Source organism: Micromonospora sp. NPDC007208, assembly GCF_042869175.1.
Classification (GTDB): domain Bacteria; phylum Actinomycetota; class Actinomycetes; order Mycobacteriales; family Micromonosporaceae; genus Micromonospora; species Micromonospora foliorum.
In genome coordinates this window covers 184,513-210,052 of the sequence record NZ_JBIAFG010000001.1, presented here as the reverse complement: position 1 = coordinate 210,052, position 25,540 = coordinate 184,513, and the positions used below count along the sequence as shown (strand labels likewise).

At 70.2% G+C, this 25,540-nt stretch carries 21 protein-coding genes; 15 read left to right on the top strand and 6 right to left on the bottom strand.

The window, feature by feature from the left end; genetic code table 11:
* Positions 1 to 3: 3 nt before the first annotated feature.
* Complete coding sequence (locus tag ACFYL6_RS00795) at positions 4 to 699, top strand: NAD(P)-dependent oxidoreductase (RefSeq protein ID WP_387165768.1); 696 nt, start codon at positions 4 to 6, stop codon at positions 697 to 699.
* A gap of 134 nt (positions 700 to 833) precedes the next feature.
* On the opposite strand, the gene ACFYL6_RS00790 is transcribed toward ACFYL6_RS00795, so the two are convergent.
* Both ACFYL6_RS00790 and ACFYL6_RS00785 read right to left on the bottom strand, forming a co-directional pair.
* A complete protein-coding gene (locus tag ACFYL6_RS00790; protein ID WP_387165766.1) occupies positions 834 to 4,868 on the bottom strand; it encodes a discoidin domain-containing protein in 4,035 nt (1,344 codons plus the stop codon).
* A 169-nt stretch (positions 4,869 to 5,037) separates the two neighbouring features.
* Positions 5,038 to 5,604, bottom strand: a complete 567-nt coding sequence (locus ACFYL6_RS00785; RefSeq protein ID WP_387165764.1) for a TetR/AcrR family transcriptional regulator — start codon at positions 5,602 to 5,604, stop codon at positions 5,038 to 5,040.
* A gap of 112 nt (positions 5,605 to 5,716) precedes the next feature.
* Between ACFYL6_RS00785 and ACFYL6_RS00780 the strand changes: the two genes are divergently transcribed.
* Complete coding sequence (locus ACFYL6_RS00780) at positions 5,717 to 7,117, top strand: MFS transporter (RefSeq protein ID WP_387165762.1); 1,401 nt, start codon at positions 5,717 to 5,719, stop codon at positions 7,115 to 7,117.
* Positions 7,118 to 7,209: 92 nt separating this feature from the next.
* On the opposite strand, the gene ACFYL6_RS00775 is transcribed toward ACFYL6_RS00780, so the two are convergent.
* Entirely contained in the window at positions 7,210 to 9,144 is a 1,935-nt protein-coding gene (locus ACFYL6_RS00775) for a Na+/H+ antiporter NhaA (protein WP_387165760.1), read from the bottom strand.
* A gap of 431 nt (positions 9,145 to 9,575) precedes the next feature.
* On the opposite strand from ACFYL6_RS00775, the gene ACFYL6_RS00770 reads away from it, so the two are divergent.
* The 10 genes from ACFYL6_RS00770 to ACFYL6_RS00725 all read left to right on the top strand — a co-directional run bounded on the left by ACFYL6_RS00770 (position 9,576) and on the right by ACFYL6_RS00725 (position 18,563).
* Complete coding sequence (locus ACFYL6_RS00770; protein ID WP_387165758.1) at positions 9,576 to 9,920, top strand: type VII secretion target; 345 nt, start codon at positions 9,576 to 9,578, stop codon at positions 9,918 to 9,920.
* A gap of 134 nt (positions 9,921 to 10,054) precedes the next feature.
* Positions 10,055 to 11,236, top strand: a complete 1,182-nt coding sequence (locus ACFYL6_RS00765) for a WXG100 family type VII secretion target (RefSeq protein ID WP_387165756.1) — start codon at positions 10,055 to 10,057, stop codon at positions 11,234 to 11,236.
* Entirely contained in the window at positions 11,233 to 11,625 is a 393-nt protein-coding gene (locus tag ACFYL6_RS00760) for a hypothetical protein (protein WP_387165754.1), read from the top strand. The genes ACFYL6_RS00765 and ACFYL6_RS00760 overlap by 4 nt, the downstream gene beginning before the upstream one ends.
* Before the next feature lie 492 nt (positions 11,626 to 12,117).
* Positions 12,118 to 12,630, top strand: a complete 513-nt coding sequence (locus ACFYL6_RS00755; protein ID WP_387165752.1) for a Uma2 family endonuclease — start codon at positions 12,118 to 12,120, stop codon at positions 12,628 to 12,630.
* A gap of 119 nt (positions 12,631 to 12,749) precedes the next feature.
* Entirely contained in the window at positions 12,750 to 12,953 is a 204-nt protein-coding gene (locus ACFYL6_RS00750) for a DUF397 domain-containing protein (RefSeq protein ID WP_387165750.1), read from the top strand.
* A 276-nt stretch (positions 12,954 to 13,229) separates the two neighbouring features.
* Positions 13,230 to 13,733, top strand: coding sequence for a hypothetical protein (locus ACFYL6_RS00745; RefSeq protein WP_387165748.1), 504 nt, complete (start codon positions 13,230 to 13,232; stop codon positions 13,731 to 13,733).
* 360 nt (positions 13,734 to 14,093) lie between these two features.
* Positions 14,094 to 14,570: a hypothetical protein gene (locus ACFYL6_RS00740; RefSeq protein ID WP_387165746.1), complete on the top strand. Its 477-nt coding sequence runs from the start codon at positions 14,094 to 14,096 to the stop codon at positions 14,568 to 14,570.
* Positions 14,571 to 14,639: 69 nt separating this feature from the next.
* Positions 14,640 to 16,430, top strand: coding sequence for a glycoside hydrolase family 15 protein (locus ACFYL6_RS00735; protein ID WP_387165744.1), 1,791 nt, complete (start codon positions 14,640 to 14,642; stop codon positions 16,428 to 16,430).
* Positions 16,431 to 16,440: 10 nt separating this feature from the next.
* Entirely contained in the window at positions 16,441 to 17,277 is an 837-nt protein-coding gene (locus ACFYL6_RS00730) for an aldo/keto reductase (RefSeq protein ID WP_387165742.1), read from the top strand.
* Positions 17,278 to 17,321: 44 nt separating this feature from the next.
* Positions 17,322 to 18,563 carry a hypothetical protein gene (locus tag ACFYL6_RS00725; RefSeq protein ID WP_387165740.1) on the top strand — a complete coding sequence of 414 codons (1,242 nt, stop codon included), beginning with the start codon at positions 17,322 to 17,324 and terminating at the stop codon, positions 18,561 to 18,563.
* 45 nt (positions 18,564 to 18,608) lie between these two features.
* On the opposite strand, the gene ACFYL6_RS00720 is transcribed toward ACFYL6_RS00725, so the two are convergent.
* Positions 18,609 to 19,082: a VOC family protein gene (locus tag ACFYL6_RS00720; RefSeq protein WP_387165738.1), complete on the bottom strand. Its 474-nt coding sequence runs from the start codon at positions 19,080 to 19,082 to the stop codon at positions 18,609 to 18,611.
* 104 nt (positions 19,083 to 19,186) lie between these two features.
* Here ACFYL6_RS00720 and ACFYL6_RS00715 point away from each other — a divergent pair, with 104 nt between their 5' ends.
* On the top strand, positions 19,187 to 20,179 hold the full coding sequence (locus ACFYL6_RS00715) for a helix-turn-helix transcriptional regulator (protein WP_387165736.1): 993 nt from the start codon (positions 19,187 to 19,189) through the stop codon (positions 20,177 to 20,179).
* Between the two features lie 109 nt (positions 20,180 to 20,288).
* Here the strand turns inward: ACFYL6_RS00715 and ACFYL6_RS00710 are convergent, their stop codons facing one another.
* Positions 20,289 to 22,358, bottom strand: a complete 2,070-nt coding sequence (locus tag ACFYL6_RS00710) for a phosphocholine-specific phospholipase C (RefSeq protein ID WP_387165734.1) — start codon at positions 22,356 to 22,358, stop codon at positions 20,289 to 20,291.
* Between the two features lie 144 nt (positions 22,359 to 22,502).
* Positions 22,503 to 23,429, bottom strand: coding sequence for an AraC family transcriptional regulator (locus ACFYL6_RS00705; RefSeq protein WP_387165732.1), 927 nt, complete (start codon positions 23,427 to 23,429; stop codon positions 22,503 to 22,505).
* A 103-nt stretch (positions 23,430 to 23,532) separates the two neighbouring features.
* On the opposite strand from ACFYL6_RS00705, the gene ACFYL6_RS00700 reads away from it, so the two are divergent.
* Positions 23,533 to 24,363, top strand: coding sequence for an NAD(P)H-binding protein (locus ACFYL6_RS00700; RefSeq protein ID WP_387165730.1), 831 nt, complete (start codon positions 23,533 to 23,535; stop codon positions 24,361 to 24,363).
* Between the two features lie 82 nt (positions 24,364 to 24,445).
* Entirely contained in the window at positions 24,446 to 25,489 is a 1,044-nt protein-coding gene (locus ACFYL6_RS00695) for an SEC-C metal-binding domain-containing protein (protein WP_387165728.1), read from the top strand.
* Positions 25,490 to 25,540 lie beyond the last annotated feature (51 nt).

Genomic DNA, 25,540 nt, shown 5'->3' with positions numbered 1-25,540 from the left:
CACATGCGCACTGTCGTCTTCGGCGCCACCGGCCCCACCGGCCGTCAGATCACCGGGCAGGCCCTGGCCGCCGGCCACGAGGTCGTCGCGGTCACCCGCCGCCCGCACGCCGTACAAGCCCGCCCCGGCCTCACCGTGGTCAGCGCGGACGTCGCGGACCCCGACGCCGTCGACCGGGCCGTGGCTGGCGGCGACGCCGTCCTTTCCAGCCTGGGCGTCCCCCTCACCCCGAGGCCGATCACCGTCTACTCCCGGGGCAACGCGAACATCCTGACCGCCATGCACCGCCACGGGATCAAGCGCCTGATCACCGTCAGCTCCAGCGTGCTGGATCCCACCTGGCGCCCGACCGGCGAGTTCTTTTTCAACAACGTGCTGGACCCGCTGTTCAACCGCAGGGCGGGCCGCACCGCGCACGAGGACATGCGGCGGATGGAGTCCCTCGTTCGCGACAGCGACCTGGACTGGACCATCACCCGGCCGTCCGGGCTGTTCGACCACCCGAGCGTCACCCGCTACCAGGTGGCCGAGGACGTCGCGGACGGCCTGTTCACGGCGCGCGCGGACCTGGCGGCGAGCATGGTGGCGCAGTTGACCGACGACCGGTACGTCCGTCGGGCGATGGCGGTGATCACCACCGAGGTGAGGCCGAGCATCGCCGGTCTGATCTGGCGTGAGGCCGTCATGAAGAAGAAGTGACCGTCGCGTTGGCTGGCCCGGCATGTCGATGTGCTGGTGAGCGGTATACCTCAGAGTCATATTCATACCATTGAGGTATACCGCTCAATGCCGCGTCCGCTCCGACGAAAGTGACCGACGGTGACCGGCCGAGCCTAGGAGTTGTACGCCTGGGCGGTCACCGTGGCCTGGCGGGCGAGGCCGGGCCGCGCCGGCCAGGAGATCCGCACCTCGCGGCTCTCCCCCGGCAGGAGCCAGAAGTAGTTGTCGTCGTAGCGGGCCGGCAGCACCCGCTTACCGTGCTGGTCGCGCACGGCGAGCCGCACCAACGCGGCGACCGTACGGCCCTGGTTGCGGACCGTCGTGGTGACGGTGTTGCGCCCGTCCACGACGCGTACGGTGCTCGACGACGTCGACAGCCGGGTGCTCGGCACGTCGTTGAGCGCCCGCAACTGCTCGGCCTTGTCGTAGCGCCAGTAGGTGTTCTCCGCGAGCAGCCGGTCCCGGCTGTCCCGCAGCTCCAGTCGCACCAGGTGCAGTCCGCCGCCGTCCGGCGCGGCGAGTGGGAAGACGGCCGTGGTGGCCGAGCGGGCCACGTCCACCCGCTGACGCTGGGGCGAACCCAGCGACCGGCCGCTCAGGTCGTACCGTCGGGCGCTCACGGTGACCCCGCTGAGCGGCGCGGCGGTGTGGTTGACCACCCGGACCTGCCAGGTGCCCGGGTCGGCCTGGACGTGCACCGGCTCGCACCCCTTGCGGGCGCCGTAGTAGGCGCCGTTCACGTCGAGGTCGTAGTCGTAGGTCTGCCAGACCGTGCTGTGCCACGCCGGGTGCGACATCCACAGCAGCAGACCGGTGGCGTCCTGCCACAGGTTGGCGTTCCAGGCCTCGAACATGGCGCGGTGGCTCTCGTAGTTGACGAACTGCGCCCGGGTGGCGAACTCGTCGAGCGAGTCGGACTCACCGAGCCGCGCGTCGATCGCCGCCTGGTACGTGCCGACACGCTGGTTACCGATGGTCGACCAGTCGTGGTAGTTCCACACCTCACCGATCGGCCACTCCGGCGCGTCACCGACGAGGTTGCGCATGCTCTCGACCACCGACACCACCGGCATGCCGATCTCGGTGTGGAAACCGAACGCGCCCGTGTCGTAGGTGTTCTTGTTGTTGTACGTCGCCGGCTCCACCCAGTGGTACGGGCCGTGGCCGCTGACGATGCCGCCGGCCGAGTTGGGGATGTAGAGGATCTCCGGGTGCTCGGTGGCCGCGGCCTGCTTGAGCCCGGCGTCCACGATCGGCGGTGGGTCACCCTCGTTCGCGCCACACCACACCACGATGCTCGGGTGGTGGCGGAACCGCCGGATCGTGTCGGCGGCGATGTCGACGTAGCCGGGCGGGTTGGGCAGGAACGCGCCCGCCTGCCAGAAGTCGTTCCACACCAGAATGCCCTGCTCGTCGCAGGCCTGGTACAGCTCCTCGCGGTTGCTGCTGCCGAGCCAGTTGCGGATCATCGTGAAGTTCATGTCGCGGTGCATCTCGACCGTGTCGGCCAGCCGGTCGGGCAGCACCCGACGCAGCAGCTCGTCCCAGCCCCAGTTGCCGCCCCGGGCGAAGACCGGCACACCGTTCACGCTGATCTTGAGTTGGGTGACGGCGTTGCTGACCGACTTCACGTCGGTCCACCGCTGCCCGTCGTCCGAGACCTGGATGACGAAGTCGCGGGCGTACGCCTGCTCCCAGACGATGGTGACCTGGTCGAAGCTGACCGGAGCGCCGAGGTCGACCTGGATCCACTGGTTGTCCTCGAACTTCGACGACCACCGGGTCCGGGGGTTGCCGTCGACGGCCCGGTCCGGGCCGTTCGAGTCGCTGTCGGACGACGACGCGGTGGCGGTCCGGCGCAGGGCCAGGTCGACGTCCGGCTCGGCCTGCCGCTGCACCGACAGCGCCCACATGGACACGCCCCACGAGGTCACCCGCGCGCCGGTCTGGATGCGCAGGTGCTGGGCGGTCTGACTGGCGAACGTCTCGACCTGGGTGGCGCGGCTGCCCAACGGAGTGTCGTTGCTGACCGACGTCACGTCGTTCCAGACGTCCCCGTCAGCGGAGACCTGGACGCGGTAGTCCAGCGCGTACGCCTGCTCCCACACGATGGTGACCCGGTCGAAGTCGACCGGCGCGCCCAGGTCGACCTGGATCCACTGGTTGTCCTCGGCCTGCGAGGCCCAGCGGGTCGCCGCGTCGCCGTCGACGGCCTTGCCGGGCCCGTTGCCGTCGTTCTCCGACGACGACGCGGTGGCGTCGCGGCGCAGGGCGAGATCCGGGCCGGTGCCGTCGGCCACCGACAGCGAGAACATCGAGATACCCCAACCGGTGGCGCGCTGGCCGGCCTGGATGCGCACGTGCCGGGCACGCTGCCGGTCGAACGTGACGGTCTGGGTCGCCGCCCCGTCGACGAACTCCAGCGCCGGCTTGCCGGGCGGCGAGATGACGATCGGCTGGTGCCAGTCGTAGCCGAACTCGCGGACACCGAAGCGGAGCGCGCGCCGGTCGCTGACCGTGCGCTTGACGGTGGCGGTGAGCGTGAGGTCGTACAGGTGGGGGTCGCCGTAGCCGTTGGGCCACCAGAGCCGGGGGTTGCGCAGCCGCAGCGCGTGGAAGCGCTCCGGCGTGAAGGTGACGGTGGTGCTCCCGCCGGCGGGGACGGTCACGGTCGACTCGACGCGTACCTTGTCGAACTCCGCGCGGACGGTGACCGTGGTGGCGCTGGCCGCCGCGTTGCGGACCGGCACCCGGATGGTGACCTCGGCGGTGTCGGTGCGGGGCAGGTCGGGCAGCGTGGTCTGCACGTGCGGGTCGCCGACGACCACGGCGCCGGTGCTGCGCAGCCGGACGTGGTCCCAGAGGCCGGTGACCCGGTCACGGACGGCGGGCATCCAGTCCCACCCGGACACCGCCAGGTAGGTCGGCGCGTCCAGGTAGTGGTGGGCCGACTGAAGGAAGGTACGACCGTCGGGGCCCTTGTCGCCGGGGGTGCCCGGGTGCGGCATCGGGGTGACCCGGACGGCGAGGACGTGCTCGCCACGGTGACCGGCCAGCGCGTCGGTGATGTCGAAGGCCGCCCGCGCGAACGGGTGCTTGACGCTGCCGACCTGCACGCCGTTGACCCAGGCGGTCGCCTCGTGGTTGATCCCGTCGAACTCCAGCCAGATCCGCCGGCCGGCCGAGGTGTCCAGGTCGCGCGGCAGCCGCAGTGCGCGCCGGTACCACCACGTGTGCCGGGACAGCGCCTCCGGGATGCGCATGTTGTTGAAGCCGCCCACCGGGTCGGGCAGGTGGCCCTGCTCGACCAGGGTGCCCAGCACGGTGCCGGGCACCGTCGCCGGCAGCCAGGAACGGACGTCGACACCGGCGCGGGAGAGTTCGGTGCCGTCGGCGGTGCCGGCGAAGTCGTCCATCGTCAACGACCAGCCCGACTCCAGCGGCACCGTACCGTCGGCGGCCACCCTCAGCTCGGGGGCCGGGCCGGTGTTGCCGCCCTCCCAGCTGGTCCAGCCCTCGGCCTTCGGCCGGCCTTCCAGCGGTACGCCGTAGACCTGGAAGCCGTTGAGACCGACCGGGTTGCTGTTCGAGCGCTTCGTGGCGGTCATCCGGATCCACCGGGCGGTGACCGGCTCGGGCAGCTTGATGGCCTGCACGCCACCCTGGCCCTCGCTGGTCTCGTACACCGAGCGCCAGGCACGGCCGTCGGTGGAGACCTCGATCCGGTACGCCGTCGCGGCGCTGGAGAGGATCTCGTCACCGTCGGTGTCGGTGTAGTTGCCGTCGAACGGCCCGTCGGTGAGCGTGGCCTCGAAGACCAGGGAGACGGCCTCGATCCGGCAGAGCGCCTGGAGGTCCACCGAGATCCACTGTGGATCGCCGTTGGCGGCACGCCATCCACTCCCCCGGACGCCGACCTGCGGCAGCCCGTCCACGGCGAAGGTGGCGGGCGTCGGCGCGTAGTCGGTCGAGGAGACCGTCACCGGGCGGTACCGGGCCAGATCGGTGGCGGCCGGGGTGGCGGCCGGCGCCGGCACGGCGGCGGACGCGAGGGCGTCCGGCAGGGCCGCGGTCACCCCGACCGACGCCAGCAGCGTCGCGCCGGCGGAGAGGAAGGTACGCCGCGAAATCGGCGATGGCTCGGACATCTTGCCTCCAGACATGACAACGTTGTCAGATAACGGGGGTCTGTGACAACGTTGTCAGATGGTGGCCCGATGTTTCCCGAGAGTCAAGAGCCCGGGTCCACCGTGATTCCCCGAACACGTTCCGCAGCTGTTCCACTTCGGACATCGACGCGCGGGCGGGCGGCCGAGGTCACTCCGGCTGCGTGCCCAGCCCGTCCAGGGCGACCGTGAGCACGTGCTCGCGCTGGTCGGCGCGAGGGAAGTGCCCGGAGGCGATGGCGCTGGTCAGGCGCATGACGTCGTCGATCGTCACGTCGGCGCGCACCTCGCGCGCCCGCTGGGCCCGCTCCAGTAGCGGCCCACCGGCGGCGTAGAGCGCCCGCCGACACTCCAGGTAGGCGGTGGACTCCCGGTTCAGGCCGGCGGCCAGCGGCTGCTTCGCCCCGATGTACTCCACGAAACGCCGCAGCCAGGTGTAGAGGCCCTCGCGGGGGGCGAGCCTCACCGCCTCCCCGGCCGTCTCGCACACCGCCTCGACCTCGGTGACGTAGACGTTCTCGATCAGCACCTCCCGGGTCGGGAAGTTGCGGTAGAGCGTCGCGATGCCCACTCCGGCCCGGCGGGCGATCTCCTCCAGTGGAGCCTCCGCGCCCTGCTCGGCGAAGGCGACCCGGGCCGCCGCCAGGATCGCGTCGTAGTTGCGGGCGGCGTCGGCCCGGTGCGGGCGGGCCACGCGCAGGTGGGTGAGGGCCGTCACGATGCCGATGTCTCCCAGCGCTAGCAACCGGAGGCCGGCTATCACTAGAGTGATAGTGCGCCTCCATTTATTCGGAGGTCTCCTATCAGTCTAGCCCCAAGAAGGCGGAACCATGTCCCCGACTCCCGCTTCCCGTCGCGGGATCGCCCTGGCGCTCATCCTCGGCTCACAGCTGATGATGACGCTGGACACCTCGATCATCACGACCGCGCTGCCGCACGTGCAACGGCAGTTCGGCTTCTCCCAGTCCGGGCTCTCCTGGGTGCAGAACGCCTACGTCCTGGCGTTCGGCGGCCTGCTCCTGCTCGGCGCCCGAGCCGGTGACCTGCTCGGCCGCCGCCGCGTCTTCCTCGCCGGGATCACCCTGTTCACCGCGGCGTCCCTCGCCGCCGGCCTCGCCCAGAGCGGCAGCTGGCTGATCACCGCCCGCGTCGTGCAGGGTCTCGCCGCCGCGCTCGCCGTGCCCTCCACGCTCGCGCTGCTGGTCGCCGACCACCCCCAGCCGGGGGCCCGAGCCAGGGTGATCGCCCTCTACAGCGCGGTCATCGGCGCCGGCGGCAGCGTCGGCATCGTGATCGGCGGCGTCTTCACCGACCTGCTCTCCTGGCGCTGGGGAATGCTGGTCAACGTGCCGATCGGCATCGCCATCGCGCTGCTCGCACCACGGTTCCTGGTCGAGACCGAACGCCGCGCCGGGACGTTCGACCTCGGCGGCGCGCTGACCTCCACCGCCGGCATGACCGCCCTGGTGTACGGCTTCATCCAGGCCGCCGGGGCCGGCTGGAACGCACCGGGCACCGTCGTCTCGTTGGGCCTCGGCGCCGTCCTCCTGACCACCTTCGTGCTGATCGAACACCGGGCACCGCAGCCCGTCACCCCCCTGCGCCTCTTCAACAGCCTGGAGCGCTCCGGGGCGTACGCCGGGCGCATCCTCATCGTCGGCGCGACCTTCTCCACCTTCTACTTCCTCAGCCAGTACCTCCAGGAGGTGCTGCACCTCAGCGCCCTACAGACCGGCTTCGCGTACGTGCCCATCACCGGCATGTTCTTCGCCATGGTGTACGCCATCCGGCCCCTACAGAACCGGCTCGGACGTCCCGTCCTGCTGGTGGCGTCCCTCGTTGTCGCGCTGGCCGGCATGGCGTGGCTGTCACGCATCTCGGCCGACTCCACCTACTTCCCGGACGTGCTGCTGCCCCTGCTGGTGATCGGAATCGGCCAGGGCATCGCGATCATCCTGATGACCCAGGGCGGCGTCGCCGGGGTCGAACCGCAGGACGCCGGCGCCGCGTCCGGCCTCGTCAACGTCGCCCACCAACTCGGCGGCTCACTCGGCATCGCGATCCTCACCATCGCGTACACCCGGGCCAGCTCCGCCACCGACCCGACGGCCGGCTTCCACGCCGCCTTCACCGGCGCGGACGTCTTCTTCCTGATCGCCCTGGCCCTCGCCGTCGTCGTGGCCGTCGCGGGCCGCCGCGCCAACCGGCTCGCCGCTCTCCCCACCACCTGAACGCCCTCGGGAGGGAACCGCGGCGCTCGCCGACCACCTGGCTCGCTCGGGACCGCACGACCGCACGACCGCACGATCGCGCGATCGCGCGGTCAGCTCGCCGGTCCGGCCTCGCGGCGTCCGCGATGGCGAGGGTGGTACTCGGGGCGGAGCTTCGCGCTCGCGAAGGCCGCCTTCACCGCGGCCGAGAGCGCGGCGATGTCGTACGCGCCGTGGTGTCGCCGGCCGTTGATGAAGAAGGTCGGGGTGCCGGTGACGCCGCTGAGGTCGGCGGAGTCGACGTCCTCGGCGATCCGGTCCACGCCCATCCGCTTCACCATGTGCTCCCGGAACCTGTCGAGGTCCAGGCCGAGCTGTTCGGCGTAGCCGAGCACGTCGGCGGGGTTGAGAGCGTCCTGGTGGGCGAGCAGCAGGTCGTGCATCTCCCAGAACGCGTCCTGCTCCCCCGCCGCCTCGGACGCCTCGGCCGCGAGTTGGGCATGCGGGTGGACGTCGGTGAGCGGCAGGTGCCGCCAGACGTACCGGACGTTGGCGAAGTCCGCCAACAACTCCCGGACCACCGGCTCGGCCTGCCCGCAGTAGGGGCACTCGAAGTCGCCGTACTCCACCACCGTCACCGGTGCATCCAGCGACCCGCGCATGTGGTCGCGATCCGGATCGACCGGGAGCATCAGGTCGACGATCCCCTCGGTGACGCCCAGCAGCGCGCGGGTTCGCCGCGCCGGCGAGAGCCGTCCGACGGAGCGGAACACCAGCCAGGTGACGAGTGACGCGCCGAGCGTCGCCACGAGGATGCCGAACTTCGCCTCGTCCAGGGCCGGGCCGCTCAGGGCATGGGTGGCGATCAGGAGCGCGACGGTGAACCCGATGCCGGAGATCGTGCCGACCCCGGCGACGGCAACCCAACCCACGGGTGGCCGGAACCGGTTGCCGCTGAGCCGGGCCACCAGCCACGCGGTGGCCACGATCCCGGCCGGCTTCCCGACGACGTACGCGACCACGACCCCGACCGTGACCGGTGAGGTCACGGCCCTGGCCAGCAGGTCACCGTCGATCACGATGCCGACGTTGGCCAGCGCGAAGAGCGGCACCACCACGTAGCTCGCCCACGGGTGGTAGAGGGTCTGCAACCGCTCGTTCGGGGACAGCGCCGAGGTGAGCCCGGCCCGGGCCATCCGGGCGAGTTGCGGGGTGGGCTGTTCCCGGAAGAGGCGGAACTGGTCGCTGGCCCGCTGCAGGTCGCTGCGGCCGGGGGCGTAGGCGTAGGTCAGCAACCCCATCACCAGGCCCACCGCGACCGGGTCGACACCGGACATCGAGACGGCGAGCCAGGCCGCCACCCCGAGCAGCGCGTAGACAGGCCCGAATCGCACCCCGTAGCCCCGGACGAGCAGTACGACGCCGAAGATCGCCGCGGCGACGATGAGCGCCGTCAGCGAGGGGTGATGCGGGTACGCGATGGCCAGCACCGCGATCGCCACCACATCGTCGACCACGGCTACGGTCAGCAGGAAACCACGCAGCCGTTCCGAGAAGCGTGGCCCGAAGACGGCCAGCGCGCCGAGCGCGAGCGCCGTGTCGGTGGCCATCACCGCACCCCAGCCCGCAGCGGTGGTGTGCCCGGCGTTGATGGCGAGGTAGATCGCGATCGGCACGAGCATGCCGCCGACCCCGGCCAGCATCGGCAACGCCAGCCGACGCCGCTCCCGCAACTCGCCGATGTCGAACTCGCGGCGCAACTCCAGCCCCGCGACCAGGAAGAAGAACGTCATGAGCCCGCTGTTGACCCAGAAACGCAGGTCGTGTGACACCTGCCAGTCGCCGAGCTGGATCGAGAAGGAGGTGCTCCAGACCGACTCGTACGACGATGCGCTGAGGTTCGCCCAGACCAGTGCCACCACCGCGGCGATCAGCACCACCCGCGCGCCGCCGGTCTCGGTACGCAGGAACGAGCGCAGCGGGGCGTTGAACCGCCTGTCCCAGACGGTCCGGCTGGTCCAGGCCCGGGGCGTGTTGTCGCTCGTCACGGGAACAATCTTCGTCGACCTGACCGCCACGTGGTTCGGATTGCTACTCCTCTCCCGCGAACACGACCGCGCGGCGCCTCCCCGCACGCCCCCATCGCGTCGATCTTGCAGTTTCAGTCGCCGAACTGTGGGATTCTGCGTCATTTGTCGCGACAGAAAGTGCAAGATCGCGCTCTAGCTTTGTCGATCATGGAGTTGTGGTGCCTGTTTGGCACTACGGCGGGTGCTTTGTCGCCCACCACAACTCCATGATCGGCGAGGCGGTGCAACGACGGTGGCAGCGGGCATGCACGCAGCGCCACCGATTGGTAGCGTGCCGGTGATGTCGCCGGTCGCAGCCGGCCGTGGTCCCCTGGGGAGGGTCGAGATGTGGGCCGACGTCACCATCGACTCGTACCGCAGACGGCTCATCCACGACCAGGGACCAGACGATGCCCGGTGGTGACGGCATCCAGGTCGACCCGGACGACCTGACCGCCCACGCCGCACGCCTCGATCGCTGCGCCGGCACTCTCGACACCGCCCAGCAGGCAGGCCAGCACATCCGGTTGGGCACCGACGCCTACGGACAACTCTGCGCGATGATGCCGGTGCTGCTCGACGGACTGCAGCGAACCCTGGTCGACAGCATCGGCGCCGCCGCCGCTTCGGTACGGGACACCGCCGGCAAGCTGCGGGTCGGGGCGGACCGCTACCGAAGCTCCGACGCCCACGCCGAACACCTGCTCGACGGCGTGCGGCAGCGCCAACCCGATGAGGTGCGGCAGTACCCGTGATGTCGAACCCGCTCGTCGCCGCCGCTGCGGACACCCCGCCCAGCGCCTGGGCGGGCATGTGGATCTGCGAGGACATCGAGCTCATCGCCCAGGGCGTCCGCACCGGCAGTTGGATCGACGGCAGCCTCGGCGTCGTGAGCGCGGGCCTGGACGCCCTCGCCTTCGTCTCCGACCCGGTCGGCGCCCTGCTCCAGTACGGAATCGCCTGGCTCATCGAACACGTCAAGCCGCTCAGCGAGGCACTGGACTGGCTCGCCGGTGACCCGGCGCAAATCACCGCACACGCCCAGACCTGGCGCAACGTCGCCGGGTCGCTCCGCGACGACGCCGCCGAGCTGGCTCGTGCCGTCCGCACCGACGTCGCCGGCTGGGGCGGCAGCGCCGGCCCCGCCTACCGAGCCTGGGCCAACGAACAGCAACAGGCCATCACCGGCCTCGCCCAGGGCGCCGACACCATGGCCGCGATCACCGAAGGCGCCGCGGGTCTGGTGGCCGCCGTCCGGCTCCTGGTCCGCGACGCCATCGCCACCTGCGTTTCCCGCATCATCGTGTACGCGGGCGAACTCCTCATCACCGGCGGACTGGCCGTGCCGCTGGTCGTGGAGCAGGTCACGACCTTGGTGGCGTCTTGGGGTGCGCGGATCGCGCGGTTGTTGCGAGGGCTGCTGGCCAGCCTGCGACGGCTGATTCCGGAGATGCGCCGGCTCGGCGACCTCATCCAGAAACTCAAGCAAGTACTGGGCCGACTAACTCGGGTCGGGCCCGCCGACCGGATGGGACAGCGACGTGACTGGGCCGATCCGAGGGCGCGGCCGCTGCCGCTGCCGCCGGAGCGGACCCCCGATTCCTACCTCTCCGCTGGAGACCCGGTCTACCACTCCGATCGCTCGACCGGCATTGGCTACGACGAATTGACGATGCGGAACTTTGACAAGGTACGGCCGCTTGATGGGCATCATGACGTCATCGTGCACGGCACCGACCAGGGGTACTTTGTCCCCGGCAAGGTTTCAGCAGACGGAGCACACATGGACGGAAACGCCACCAACGCAGCCCAGATTGCCGCCGCGGTTCGGGAAAATCCCGCCTATGACGGCGGCCCCCTCCGTTTGGTCTCCTGCTATGCCGGCACCGTCAAGCCCGACATCGACGCGGTACCACTCGGTCAGCAGGTCGCCGACGAACTCGGGGTCAACGTGCTCGCCCCGACGGCTCGGGTGGGCACGCAACGATGGGCCACTGAGCCTCAGGCTCCAGTCGTCGAGAGCGGCGGATCCTGGGAGGTCTTCGTACCACGAGCGAGGGGACACCAATGAAGACTGTGGGGTTCTTTCGAGAACTAGGACCGAACCCGGCCGAGGTGTACGTAGAGAGCATCCACTCGCACGTCGACGCGGAGCCACTCCCCGACGCGCTTGGGGTCGAAGACTATCTACGCCGTGGGCATGGCCTCATCGACGTGATGGGCGCGGAGATCGATGTCCTCGGTAGCGGCCGGCGCCTTGTTGGAGGTGCATCAGTGCTTACGGATGGCGAGTGGTTGTGGCGCGACGATCTGCGCTTCTACCTCGCCACATACCATGTGCGCCTGCCTACGAAGTTCCTCGAGACAGTGCGCGGCAATGACTACCATGTGCCTGATCTCTCAGGAGATCAGCTCCGGCTGGTCGGCGAGAAAGCGACACGGATCCTCGGATACCACTGACGCCCCGCCAAGTATCACCCGTACGTCCCGCAGCAACTCGTCCTGGGGAAGTAATGGCTGGCCCCATCGTGCTGAACCCCGGCGTCGACTGGACCGCAGCCGAGGGCTTTTCGACTGGACGCTGGAGTTCCTGATCTACGGCATCTCGGACCCAGCAGACCGCCGACCACCTGCAGGAGATCGTCGACAACGACCTCGGGTCGATGTGGATCGACGACGTGCCCGCCGCAGCACAGGAGATCGTCAGCCACTGGCGCAACGGGCTGGTGACGGCTGGCGAGCGACAACTACCGGAGACCGAACACAAGGTCGACGTCATTCGTCATCTTCAGGAACTAGTAGACGCAACCAATTCAGCTGGGCTGCCCAGAACGAGCGATCCAGGGTAGTCAGGACGCCACGCTGCGGTCCCATCATCACCGGCGTCGCGTCGCGAACCGGTACGATGCGTCCATGAGCTCAGAGGCGGTTGGCAGATACATGCCCCCTGTCGTGACGCTCGACGACCTGACGGCGATGATGGCCGCAGACGAGAACCACCGGTACGAAATCAGCCCCGAGGGAGTCGTCTCGATCATGCCGCCGCCGGGTTACAACCACGCGATCATCGCGACCCGGCTCATGGTGTGGCTCGCTCAGGGTGTCCCCGCGGAACACATCGCCCAAGCTGTCGGGTTGCGCATACCGGGCCGTGACGGCGGTGTCGGCGGACGGATTCCGGACCTAGTCGTATGGAGCAAGGCTCAGGCAGACGGTGTGTGGCTGCCGGTCGCCGACGTGCTTCTCGTGGTCGAGATCGTTTCACCCGGCTCCGAGGGCGTCGACACGGTAACCAAGCGCAGCGAATACGCTTCCGCCGGCATTCCTCAGTACTGGGTGGTCGATCAGGATTCGGCACAGACCGTCACCATGCACCGCCTGGACGGCGACCAGTACGTCATCCAGGCCACCATGCCGCTCGCTTGGGTCCTCAACACCGGCCTGGACGAGCACGGCCTCGGCTGAAGCGCGTCCGCCCGACGAGTTGGCCGCCGACGAGCCGGTCTGGCGAGGGCTGGATCGGCTGACCCTCGACGAGGCAGAATCGAAGGACATGATCAAGCGAGTCGCTCGGGAGATGCGGCATGACTGACCTGAGTGGCGCCGTCTGGCGCAAGAGCACCCGCAGCGGCGACAACGGCGGCGACTGCATCGAGGTCGCCACGAACCTCGCCGAGGTTGTCGCCGTCCGCGACTCGAAGGATCCCAGGGGACCGCTCCTCACCTTCACCGCCCAGGCCTGGACCGGCTTCCTCGCGACTGCCAAACGCGACGGACGCGCCGGCTGAGATCGGCTTCGCCTGCGACGTGCAGGCATGATACAGGCTCCTGGCAGCGGCTCGAACGTCTGGGAGTTCCACACCGACTGTTTGCCAATTGCACATCCGGGAATTGCGGGGTCGATGACTGATGTAACTCAATCTGACCCTTGAGGACCGTCAACAGTCCGACCAACGACAGCATCCATTCGAGCCGGATAGCTGACAGGAACATTCTTCGAATGCCGCGCTAATCTGCCTTCTGCAGGTCTTCTGAAACACGCGGCTACCCCGAAGGAGAATGTCATGTTCATCGTGGCGACGCAGGATCCGAATACCCGAGGTCGATCTGCAGAGCCCGATTCGGGAGCGGCTGCCTGGGGCGCCCTCCTGCCCATCGACGCCGGCCTCACCCAGGCCGAGGCGGATCGGCAGTTGGCCACCTACCTGGCCGGGGTGCAGGCTGGCGAGCCGCTGTGCATCCGTGCGCACGGCAACGACGAGGAGATCGGCGACGCCGAAGCCGGCGCCAAAGACTGGGGCTGGACCTACAAGAAGCTGGCCAAAATGCTGGCCACCCACCTGACCGCCACTCCGAGCGTCGTGCTGATCCGGTCGTGCGCCGAAGAGGTAACCAACTTCCCGACTCAAATGGCGGTCCGCTTGGAGTCGAACTGGCCGGGCGCGAACCACCTCGACGGGGTCGTCATCTACGGCTACAACACGTCTGTCAAGGTCAGCACGCCCGTCCCCTCGCCGCAGCAGCTGACCAAGAACGTCCAGATCCAGCCGGTCATCGTCACGCTGTAGCTGACGGCCGCACCTAGAAATTCATTCTGCACGGCGATTGCTCTCAGCATTCTGGGCTTACCGCATCGAGCTGACGCATTCGCGCGAAATTGACACTCTAGGGTTCTTCGAGCTGTCCGAGTGCCGGTCTCGTGCGGTGCGTCAGTACCCGGCTGGGCGTGGGGCCGTCCGTCGTCTACAGCGAGTCGCTGGCCGGGCTGCCGACGGGTTGGGTTCGGCAGCACGACATGTGCGAAAGCGCTCGCCACCCGGTGCCACCTCGTCAAGGGACATCTGGGCGAGCAGGTCAGCGCGACAGGTCCGGTGGCTTATGGTGAGAAACCGTGATTGAGAACGCCCGCGGCGTCGACGACTGCTGAGATGGACTGGGCCGGATGGGCGTTGTTCGGGTTGGTCGCCACCGCGGCGCTCACCGCATCGATGATCACCGCACAACTGGCCGGCCTCACTCGGCTCGACCTTCCCCTGGTGCTCGGGACCCTCGTCACCGAGGATCCCGACCGGGCGCGGGTCGTCGGGTTCTTCCTTCACCTCTGCGCCGGTCAGGGGTTCGCTCTCGGCTACGCGGCCACGTTCGCGCTGTTGGACCGCGCCACCTGGTGGATCGGGGCGCTGTTCGGGATTCTGCACGTCGGGATCGCGCTGACGGTCATTCTTCCACTGCTTCCCGGCGTCCACCCGCGCATGGCCTCGCAACGGGCGGGACCGGCCAGCACGGCGGTGTTGGAGCCGCCCGGACTGTTCGCCCTCAACTACGGCATCCAGACCCCCCTGGTCACGGCTGTCGTTCACGTCATCTACGGGGCCTGTCTCGGTCTGCTCCTCCAAGCGAGGTGACCGCGCCCGCCTGTTGTCCCCGTCTGACGCACGCTGTTCGCCAGCGCGGCTCGTCAGGGAGCGATCTCCATGGCTGATGGGCCACCAATCAGTGACTACGGTCTGCTGGGTGACACTCGCACCGCCGCCCTGGTCGCGAGTGACGGCGCGATGGACTGGCTCTGCGTACCACGTTTCGACGGCGATCCCCTGTTTGGCCGACTGGTCGGGGGCACGGAAGCCGGAACGTTCCGGGTCGGCCCGGCCCGGCCGGCCACGGTCGTCGAACGACGGTACCGGCAGCACACCGCCACCCTGGAGACCACCTGGTCGGTCGGCAGTGGCCGGCTCCGCCTCACGGAGGCGATGGTGGCCGAGGTCAGCGGTCGCCTGCTGCCCACGACCCTGATCGTGCGACGGCTCTCGGCTGAGCAGGCAGCGGTCGACGCGGTGGTGGAGTTCGATCCCCGCCTTGGCGCACGGCACCGCCGGCCGCGAACCCACCACCGGCGCCAGGCCCTCGTGTGTGAGTGGGGGGCGCTTGCGGTCGCGCTGCACAGCACGCCCGCCTTCAGGATCGAACCGGGTCGGCCCACCACCATCACGGTCAGGCCAGGCCGTCCGGTCACCTTCGTACTGGCTGTGGCCCACCGCGAACCGGTGATCCACGTCGAGCCGACGGCCGCCTGGGAACTGCTCATCGAGGACGAGGCTCGATGGCGGGCCTGGACCGCGGAGATCGACGAGCGGCTACCTTTCCGCGAACACGTCGTACGAAGCCTGCTCACCTTGCGGCTGCTGACCTACTCGCCCTCGGGAGCGCCGGTGGCCGCACCCACCACGTCACAGCCCGAGGATCCCGGTGGGGGACGAAACTGGGACTACCGCTACGTCTGGCCCCGGGACGCCAGCATCGGCGTCAGCGCCTTCCTCAGCGTCGGCAAGACCGATGAGGCCCGCGGTTTCCTCGCGTGGCTGTTGCACGCCAGCCGGTTGCAACGGCCGCGCCTGCCGGCGCTGCTCACCCTTCACGGCAGGCACGTACCAGCGGAACGAGAACTATCCGGTTGGCCCGGTTACCTCGACAGCCTTCCGGTACGGGTGGGCAACGATGCCGCCGGTCAACACCAGCTCGACGGCTACGGCTGGGTGATTGACGCCGCCTGGTCGTTCGCTCAGGCCGGGCACCGCCTCTACTCCGAGACGTGGCGCGCGGTGCGCGGTTTCGCCGACGTGGTCGCCGATTGTTGGCAGGAGCCCGATGCCGGCATATGGGAGGTACGGGAGCCCCACCAACACGTCCATTCCAAGCTCATGGGCTGGCTCGCCCTGGACCGCGCCCTGGCCATCGCCGACACGCACCCCCTGCGGGACCGTCAACGTCGACGCTGGCAGAAATCCCGAGATGCCATCGCCGCCGAGGTCCGGACGCGCGGCTTCGACCCGACGGCGGTCAGCTACGTCCGCAGCTACGGCTCGCAGGATCTCGACGCGGCCCTGCTCGTTCTGCCGTTGCTCGACCTGGACCGGGCCGAGTCACCCCGGGTGCGGGGCACCATCGACGCCATCCGGGACAGGCTGTCCGCCGGCGGTCCACTGCTCTACCGCTACCCGCCCGGACGTGACGGCCTCCCCGGCACCGAGGGCGCGTTCCTGCCCTGCTCATTCTGGCTCGTTCAGGCCCTTGCCCGCACCGGGCGTCGACGCGAAGCCGTCGAGCTGTTCCGGGCCATGGTCGATTACGCCAGCCCGCTTGGCCTCTACGCCGAAGAGTTGAATCCCGCGACGGGTGCCCACCTCGGCAACTACCCCCAGACGCTGACCCATGCCGCGCTCGTCCAAGCCGCACTCGCCATCCGAGACGCCCCCACGTGCGGGTAGGGTCCCAATCATGACGATTCCGCACCTGACGGCCGCCGACGGTACGACCCTGCCGGCGATCGGGCTCGGCACGTACCGGCTGAACGGCTCGGCGGGTGTCGACGCGATCGGTCAGGCGATCCGGGCGGGCTACCGGTTGATCGACTCGGCGGTGAACTACGAGAACGAGGGCGCGGTCGGTCGGGCCGCCCGTTCGGCCGGTGACGTGCGGGACGAGCTGGTCGTCACCTCGAAGCTGCCGGGGCGGCACCACCGCTACGACGAGGCGCTGACCACGATCGAGGAGAGTGTGTTCCGCACCGGCCTCGACCGGGTCGACCTGTACCTGATCCACTGGCCGAACCCGAAGGTCGACCTGTACGTGCAGGCGTGGCGGGCGCTGATCGAGGCGCGTGAGCGCGGGCTCGTTCGGCACATCGGGCTCTCCAACTTCCTGCCCGAGCACATCGAGCGGCTGGTGGCGGAGACCGGGGTCGCCCCGGTGGTCAACCAGATCGAGGTGCACCCGTACTTTCCGCAGCAGGAGGCGATCGACTACCACCGGGAGCACGGCATCCTGGTGCAGGGGTGGAGCCCGCTCGGTCGTGGCAACGACCTGCAGGAGCACCCCGTCGTCGTGGAGATCGCGACCGCGCACGGCGTCAGCCCGGCCCAGACGATCCTCGCCTGGCACGTGGCCCGTCAGGTGATTCCGCTGCCCAAGGCCGCCTCCCCGCAGCGGCAGGCCGAGAACCTGGACGTCTTCGGCATCAAGCTCACCGACGCGCAGGTCGAGGCCATCACCGCGTTGGGCCGCCCGGACGGGCGGCTCGCGGACCAGGACCCGGCGGTGTACGAGGAGTTCTGACGACCACCCCCGCTGACTGTCGGTGGGGTGGGAGAGCATGGGGCGTGCTCGACGGACTTGACGACATCGACTGGGCGCGGCTGGGCCACGCCTACGGGGCGGCCGACGACGTGCCCGACCAGCTGCGGGCCCTGCTCTCCCCCGACTCGGCCACTCGGGACGAGGCCCTGGGCGACCTCTACACCAACGTCTTCCACCAGGGCAGCCGGTTCGAGGCGAGCGCGTACGCGGTGCCGTTCCTGCTGGAACTGCTCGCCGATCCGGCCACCCCGGACCCGGCGGCGGTGCTCGGGCTGCTGAGCGCCCTGGCGATCGGGTACGACGAGGGTGTCCTGCCGGAGGGCTTTCCGGTGGCCGAGTACCGCCGGGCCGCCGAGGGTGGGCGTGAGCTGCTGGCCGCGAAGCCGCCACCGTGGACCGGCGCGGACGAGTCGAAGAAGGAGTACGTCGAGTACACGTACGTCGAGTCGCTGTCCGCTGCGGAGCAGGGTCGGCTGTGGGCGTACGTCGAGTTGGCGACCTACGACGCGGTGCGCGCCGGCGTTCCGGTGTTTCGCACCCTGCTGACGCACTCCGATCCGGGTGTGCGGACGGTTGCGGCGTACGCCCTCGCCTGGTTTCCGGAGGAGGCCGACGGCAGTGTCTCCGCACTGGCCGGCGCGCTCGACGCCGCTGAGGAGCCGGGCGTCGAGTCAACTCCCGGCGAGCTGGCCACCATGTTGGTGGCCTCGGGGCTGCTGGGTGCCGCGCCGGACGTTCGGTGGTTGGCCGATGCGCGCCCGCTGCTCCGTTGGGCCGCCGCGGTCGGTCGGGTCCGGGTCCTCGGCGCGGCGGCGGACGCGGCGACCGTCGAGGAGCTGTTGGCCTGGGTGTCAGCGTCACCCGACGACGCCAGCACCGGGCCGGCCGAGGGCGAGTGGGTGCCGTTCCTCGACGGTGATCGCGGGGGCTACGCGGGCCTCGCTCTGCGGCAGCTCGGTTCGGAGCACGAGGACCGCGCCTTCGACGCGCTGCTCGACCGGCTGCCCACCGTCAGCGGCGAGCGGTCGTTGACGGTGCTGGGGGTGGCGCTGCGCCTCGCGTTCCCGGACGGTCCGGCAGCGGCCGGGACGCCGGCCGCAGTGTTGCCGCCCCGGCAGCGACGGCTCGCCGAGGTGTTGGGCCGGTCGACCGAGCCGTGGCTGATCGACGGGCAGGAGTTCGGCAACGTGGCCATGCTCGTCGGAGAGTACGGCCTGCCGCGCAGCCGCGAGGCGATGCTGGCGTACCTGGGACGCGTGCCGTAGCCGGCCGGCACCGCCACCCGTGCAGGGGAAGGCGGGCGCGCGCGGTCAGCCGTGGGGAGAGAAGTCGGCGGCCTGGACGTACTCCATTGCCGTGGTGAACGTGGGGTCGTTGAGCCGTCGACCCATCTCCTCCTCGGTGGGCTCCGCCACGCGCTGGTGGATCCACCACAGGTTGCCGATCGGGTCGCGGAAGCGGCTGACCCGGTCGCCCCAGAAAAGCTCGGTCGGCTCGGTGACGACGCTCGCGCCGTGTGCGACGGCCCGGCGGAGCACCTCGGCGTCGTCAGCGACGTAGAGGCGCAGGAAGGCGGGCGTGGCCGGCCACTGGGGCTTGTCGAACATCATCACGACCGAGTCCCCGATACGCACCTCGGCGTGGCCGATCACCCCGTCCACCTCCATGCGCCCCAGTTCGGTGGCGTCGAAGACGCCGACGATGAAGTCGATCAAAGCGCCCGTGCTTCCCGGCGAGATGATCCAGGGGGTCACGGTGTGGTAGCCGTCGGGAACAACCTTCATCGGTCCGTCTCCTCATTCTGGTGCGGCGTTCGCGCACCCAGATGGGCGACGGTAGACCTGATCTAGGCTGTTACCTGTCCTAGATCGAGGACCATCATGGGAGCATGCGCGACACACCGGCCCGCCTGTTACGACTGCTCTCCCTTCTGCAGACGCCCCGCGAATGGCCCGGCAGCGAACTCGCCGAGCGTCTCGAGGTGACCCCGCGGACGGTGCGCCGCGACGTCGACCGGCTGCGTGAGCTCGGCTACCCGGTCCAGGCCAGCCTGGGCGCGCTGGGTGGCTACCGGCTGGTGGCGGGTAAGGCGATGCCACCGCTGCTGCTCGATGACGAGGAGGCAGTGGCGATCGCGGTCGGCCTGCACACCGCCGCCCGGCAACCGGTCGCCGGCATCGCCGAGGCGTCGGTGCGGGCGCTCGCCAAACTGCAGCAGGTGCTGCCGCCGCGGCTGCGCCACCACGTCAGCGCCCTCACCGCGGCCACCGTGTCGTCGACCGCGGCGGCGGTGTCGCTCGTCGACCCGACGCAGCTCATCGTCCTCGCGGCGGCGGCCTCGGCACACGAGCGGGTCCGTTTCGACTACCGCGACGGCGATGGTGGCGTCAGCAAGCGGCTCGTCGAACCGCACCGGCTCGTCGTGGTGGGCCGTCGGTGGTACGTCGTCTCCTACGACAACGAGCGCGAGGACTGGCGCACGTTCCGCGTCGACCGCATCGAACACGCCTCCACAACGGGGGTACGGGTGGCGCGCCGCGAGCTACCGACCGACGACGCGTCCGCGTTCGTGACCAACCAGCTGCACAGCCTGGTGCCAGTCTTCCGGGCGGTGGCGACGCTCGCGGTGCCGGCTGAGCAGGCGGCTGCCCGGCTGGGCGACCACGCCGGAGAGCTGGTGCCGCTCGACGACGCGTCGTGCCGGTGGCACAGTCCGGAAGACACCGTCGACTGGCTCGCCTTCCGGCTCACGCTTCTCGGGTGCGACTTCACCGTCCACGAGCCAGTGGAGCTGGTCGACCACCTGCGTCGGCTCGGCGACCGGATCAGCCGCGCCGTGTCTCCACCGGGAACGGAGGGTCCGGGCGGGCGGAGGCCGTGATGAGCCTCCAACCAACGGACGTCCGGGGCTGCGCGACGAGGCCGCGGGCCGACAGCGAGGCGACCCGCGTCACCCGGGCCGGCAGCGGCCCGGGTGACGCGACACCGCTTTAGACCAGGCCGCCGAGGGCCGGGTCGCTGATGCTGTCCTTGCCGTTCTCGACATGACCCGCGCAGCGGTACGCGAAGTCGGCGTCACCGGCGACGGAGACCGTCAGGTCGTACCAGCCGTGGGTGCGGGCGAGCGCCCAGGTGGCGCGCTCGGTCTCGCCGGGGCGCAGCGACAACGTGACCGGACGCGAGTTGTACCCGTCCCGGACGGTCACCTCGACCCGCTTCGACAGGCGGTTCTTCAGCGTGAGGGCGAGCTTGTAGTCGCGCTCGTCGTACGAGGGGGTGACGTCGAGGTGGGACCGGCCGTCGGTGAACCGGCGGAAGAACCCGTTCGGTCCGTGCACCGACAGGTCGTACCCGGAGGTGACCGGCCAGGTGTCGGTCAGCTGCTTGCCCGGCTCGACGGTGTAGCTGCGCGGGGCGTCCGCGCTGCCCGCCTGGCGGACCTGGAAGACCGCGGCGACCCCGCCGGAGTTGCGGAAGTCGATCCGGAACGAGTCGTCGCCGAGGCGCCCGTCGGCGTGCAGGGTGTACGGGATCGGCCGCGCCGGGCGTACCCCGTGCTCCTGCTTCGGCAGCCGCTGGTCCGCCGGCGGGACCGGCACCTCGTCGGGGTGCCGGACCAGATCCTCGGGCTTGAAATCGTCGGTGTCGGGCAACCTGACCTCGCGCGAGCGGTTCGGGTGCCGGAAGTCGAACGCCGTGGTCAGGTCGCCGACGACGGCTCGCCGCCACGGGGTGATGTTCTTCTCGATCAGGTCCGGCCGGCCGTCCCCGAACCGCGCCTCCAGGAACTTGATCAGTGAGGTGTGGTCGAAGACCTGCGAGTTCACGTAGCCGCCGCGCGTCCACGGCGAGACGATGACCATCGGCACCCGGATGCCGAGGCCGTACGGCCCGGCCGGGTGGTCGGCGTCGCCGGGGAAGATCTCGTTGGTGGTCGGCACTGTCGACTGCCCGTGCTCACGGGTCTGCGGGGGCGTCGGCGGGACCACGTGGTCGAAGAAGCCGCCCTCCTCGTCGTACGTGATGAAGAGCGCCATCTTGCTCCACACCTCGGGGTTCGCGGCGAGGATGTCGATGACCTGGGAGATGTACCAGGAGCCGTACGCCGGCTCCCAGTTCGGGTGCTCGGTGTACGCCTCCGGCGCGGTGATCCAGGAGACCTCCGGCAGGCGTCCCGCCTCGACGTCGGCGCGGAAGTCGGCCAGCAGCGCCTCCGGGTCGCGGCCCTGGGTCCTGACCTCGGTGCCGGTCTTGGCCCTGTCGGCCAGCGGCGTTCCGGGCTGCGCGTTCTGGTACTGGTGGAAGTAGAGCAGCGAGTTGTCGCCGTAGTTGCCGATGTACGGGTCGTTCGTCCAGCCCCAGGACCCGGCGGCGTTGAGACCGGTGCCGACGTCCTGGTAGATCTTCCAGGAGATGCCGTTGCGCTCCAGCCGCTCCGGGTACGTGGACCAGTCGTAACCGGCCTCCGCGTTGGTGATGACCGGGCCGCCGCCCTTGCCGTCGTTGCCGACCCAGCCGCTCCACATGTGGTAGCGGTTCGGGTCGGTCGGCCCCATCAGCGAACAGTGGTAGCTGTCGCAGACGGTGAAGGCGTCGGCGAGCGCGTAGTGGTACGGCAGGTCCTGGCGGGTGTGGTAGGTCATCGCCGTGACGCCCTTGTTCGGCACCCACTTGTCGAACCGGCCGTCGTTCCAGGCGGCGTGCCCGTCGTTCCAGCCGTGCGGCGGGTCCGGCAGGAAGGTCTGGCCGAGATCCTTCACCTCGGGGCGGAAGGGCAGCAGCTCGTCGGCCCCGCTGGGCTGGTGCCACACGTCCTTGCCGGACGGCAGTGTCGCCGGATGGGGGTCACCGAAGCCGCGTACACCCCGCATGGTGCCGAAGTAGTGGTCGAAGGAGCGGTTCTCCTGCATCAGGATGATGACGTGCTCGACGTCCTTGATCGAGCCGGTCCGGTTGTTCGCCGGGATGGCGAGCGCCTTGCTGAGGTCCAACGGGAGCGCCGCGCCGATCGCGGGAACTCCCATCGCCTTGAGGAACGTACGGCGATCCACGGTGCCCATAACTCCGCCTTTGTGCGACCTGGTCGGGAAACTGGCGACCGGACGCTACCGACGGCGGGTTGACGGCAGATGACCGTAGTTCGTTGGTTCTGCGGCCACTCGTCGACCGGCTCAGGGCCTTGCAGAGCGGCTGTCGACTGCCGGTCACGCCGCCGTGGCGTCGACGCGGGCGAGCTGTCGATGCCCGCTCGGGCTCATGCCGTGCACGCGTTTGAAGGCCGCGCTGAAGCCGAACGCGTCGGCGTACCCGAGGTGACGCGCCACGGCGGCGACAGTCGCCGTCGATTCGGCCAGCATGTCGGCGGCCAGGGTCATGCGCCAGTCGGTCAGGTAGGTGAGCGGCGGTTCGCCCACCAGCGCGGTGAACCGTTTGGCCAGTGTGGACCGGGACACCCCGGCCTGCGCGGCCAGGCTGGCCAGTGTCCACGGCCGGCCCGGCGCGTCGTGCATGGCCCGCAGCGCCGGACCGACGGTGTCGTCGCCCAGCGCGCGGTACCAGCCGGGCGCCTCGGCCTCCGGCTGGTCGAACCAGTCCCGCACCGTGCACACCAACAACCAGTCCAGCAGTCGATCCAGCACGACCTGCCGTCCGGGCCGGCCCGCGTCGAGCTGGGCGTCCAGGTAGTCGCGCAGCGCGGCGCAGTCCTGGTCCTCCGGCACCACGAGCACCGGCGGCAGCGCGCCCAGCAGCCGTTGGGGAACCCGACCCCGGACGTGGTAGACCCCGACCAGCAGCACGAGACGGTCGCTGTGATCCGCGCCCACCGCGTCGACCACCCCGGTCTGGCCGCGCCGGACGTCCCGGAGTTCCCCGGGCTCGAAGCTCGACCGGGGCTCGGCGGAAAAGACGAACGGCGCCGGCCCGCGCACGGTGGCCGCCTCCCCGACCCGGACCAGGCGCGGCTTGTCGCTCTCCGGATGGGAGATCCAGCCCTCGCCCCGCATCGGGACACAGAGCGTCAGCGGCGCGCCGTCGGTGAACCGCAGCGCCCACGGCGGTGTCAGCACCGACCGGCCGAAGGCCGTGCCCTCGGCGTGCACACCCCGCAGCAGACTGTCGAACGGGTCCATGACATCGACGATAGATCGCGCTGGACAGCTCGCGGACGATCGGACATGCCCGTCGTACGACAGGACATGTCCCGCCCGCGACCGGGCGGGTTGACTCGTGGCCATGACGACGGACGCACCTTCGACACTCGTGATGGCCGGCACCGGCAAGACCGGTCGCCGGCTGGTCCAGACACTGCGGGCGGCGGGTCGGCACGCCCGCGCCGCTTCGCGCTCCGGTGAGGTGCGGTTCGACTGGGCGCGGCGGGACACCTGGCGGCCGGCCCTGGCGGGCGCCTCGGCTGTCTACCTGCTCGCGCCGGAGGACCCCGCGCTGGCCAGCGACTTCGTGACCCAGGCGGTCGACTCGGGTGTCGGCCGCATCGTGGCGCTCTCCGGCCGGGGGATCGACCGGGTCGGTGACTTCTCCCCCGGCATGGTCGCCGCCGAGGAGGCGGTGCGGAAGTCCGGCATCGAGTGGACGATCATCCGGCCGAACAACTTCAGTCAGAACTTCAGCGAGGACCTGTTCCGCCAACCGCTGCTCGACGGTCGGCTGGCCCTGCCGATGGGAGCCACCGCGGAGCCGTTCGTCGACGCCCAGGACGTCGCCGACGTGGCCGCGACGCTGTTGACGTCGCCAGGTCACCACGAACAGGTGTACGACCTCTCCGGCCCCCGTGCGCTCACCTTCGCCGCTGCGGTGGCGACGATCGCCCGGGTGAGCGGCCGTTCGATCCGTTACGTGGAGCTCACCCCGGAGCAGTACCACGCCGAACTGCTCGCCGAGGGTTACCCGGCGGAGACGGCCACGGCGCTGAACGCCCTGTTCGCCGGGATGCGGGCGGGCCATCTCGCCGAGCCGACCGACGGGGTACGTCGGGTTCTCGGACGGGAGCCGCTGGACTTCGACAGCTACGCCGCTCAGGCTGCGGCGGCCGGCGCCTGGTCGTAGTCCGCGCCCGGCGGGCGGCATGAGAGCGGCGTTACAGGTGATCTGCCCGCATACCGCGAGCACCCCGACGTACCGTGAGATCGTGCCGACGAGAGAGAAACTCACCAAGGCTGACCTCGCTGAACTTCGCCGCTCGGCGCTCGGGACGGCCGATCCGCTCGGTGTCGCCGCCGACCTCGCGGAGGCCGCCGAGCAGGGCCGGCTGGAAGATCCGGACGACGCCGGGGACGCGCTGACGCTGGCCGCCGAGATCGCGGAGATCCGGGCCAGGCCCGAGGCCGCGCTTCGGTACGCGGAGCGGGCCCTGGCGGCGTACCCGTCCGGAGACGACCCTCGGGCCGGGTTCGCCCGCGCGCTGCGGGCCCGCGCCCTGTTCCGGGCCGGCGGTCACGACGACGAGGCGATGGCGGAGTTGACGGCGTTGCGCCCGTTGCTGCTCGTGCAGCCCGACGCCCCCGCCTACGTCAGTGCCGCGCTGGACGCCGGTGGGCGTTCGACGACCGCCGAGACGTGGCTGAGCGAGGCGGTCGACACACTGCTCAACGAACGGGCGGCCGCGGCGTCCGGCCCGGCCAGCACCACGATCGACCCGGTGGTCGATCTCGGTCCGCCGGACGCGCCCGGTGTGACCTTCTTCCTGTTGCAACAGCGGCATCGGGTACGCCGAAACCTGAACCTGCCGCACGACCGGCAGGACGACCTGGCGGACCGGCTGGAGACCCAGCTCGTGCGGCGGGCCGGGGAGCGTCGGGACGCCGAGTCGGACCTGCTCTTCTGGCCGCGGGACGAGTTCGATCGCCTGCTCGCGGAGCATCCCGCCCTCACGGAGGTGTACGGGCCGGACTGGGACGCGCACCGGGGCCGGTTGGAGACGGAGTTGGTTCGGCTCAGAGGCGCCGGTCAGGCCGGGTTGGGTGTGTTCGGCGCGACAGTGGCCGGGTTGACCGCGTTCGCGGGTCGACGTGGCGGCGATCCGGCCGATCCGGCGGTCCGGGCCGGCTACGCGGCCGAGGTGTCGGCGCGGCCCAGCGCACGGATCGCCTGGCCACCGGAGCGCAACGACGCCTGCTGGTGCGGTTCGGGCCTGAAGTACAAGAAGGACTGCCTGCCGCGCTCCCGGAGCTGACCGCGCCGGCTGTCGCGCCGCGGTCGGCCTCGGCCCGCCGCGGCGCGCGGC